The following is a 987-nucleotide window of genomic DNA, read 5'->3' on the forward strand; positions in this document are numbered from 1 at the left end:
CGAATTCGGTTTCTGTGCTCTGCGAAAGCCAGTTACCACGGTTCAGAAACTTGCCGGTTAATGAACCTTCGAAAAAACCACCTTGCCGGGTGGTTTTTTCGTTTCCAATGGAAGATACGCTGTCACTGCTGTATAAGTCAACTAACTAGCAGTCTTCATAAGCATAGCGATATGCGCACAACCAACTGTTCTATAAAACAATTACAATGACGACCGTAATTTACGCAGACCAAGATTTTGTTGCTTGTGACAGTAAGTGGGCATGTGAGGGTAGCCTTCTATCCCTTCATGACCACTACATAAATAAATATGTGTATTTCACTGGAGATAAATCAGATTACATCGCGTTTTTCGCTGGGGATGAGTACCCCATTGTGGCATATCAAGCACTGTACCAAAAAGCCATAAGCAACGATGATTTTTTAAGGTATTCAACGGAACAAGCTGAGCTTAATTTAAGTGTCGAGTGGTTGATAGTCGATAAAACAAGCGGTGCATATGTTAACTCCAATGCGATGGCTAGTTGGTTCTTTGATGTACGATACTTAGGGACTGGCGGAGAACACGCAGCACATTTTTTCCACTATAGTAAAAGAGTGAAGTATCGTAGCATCTACGAAAATAACGTTGTCGGCGCGATGAAGTACGCATACTATAAGGACCCAAAGTATTCAGGGCATCCACACAACTTAAAGTCATGGAACCCTAAGTACCCTATCAACAACACTGTTGATAATAACCATCACATGTATAGAGATGTACTAATTAGTCGATTAGGCGAATTGAATATGAACAACAATGGCGGACATGCAATCACCGAGTTGCCAGTCGTTGCGAAACTGTCGCCAGTTAAAGATCGGAGAATGGTTTTACCTCCACTAAAGACCACTCCATCTAACTCAGCACCTAAGGTGACAGTATCTTCAGCGATATCAATGATGAACTTCCTTAATACGCTGTAAAAACGCCCTCTGTGGGCGTTTTTTT

At 41.9% G+C, this 987-nt stretch carries 1 protein-coding gene; it reads left to right on the forward strand.

All coding sequences use genetic code 11. From position 1 onward, the window contains the following. Positions 1–206: 206 nt before the first annotated feature. A complete protein-coding gene (locus OGV98_RS00045; RefSeq protein WP_077227849.1) occupies positions 207–962 on the forward strand; it encodes a hypothetical protein in 756 nt (251 codons plus the stop codon). Positions 963–987 lie beyond the last annotated feature (25 nt).

Source organism: Citrobacter sp. Cf136 (assembly GCF_030333815.1).
GTDB lineage: Bacteria > Pseudomonadota > Gammaproteobacteria > Enterobacterales > Enterobacteriaceae > Citrobacter > Citrobacter freundii.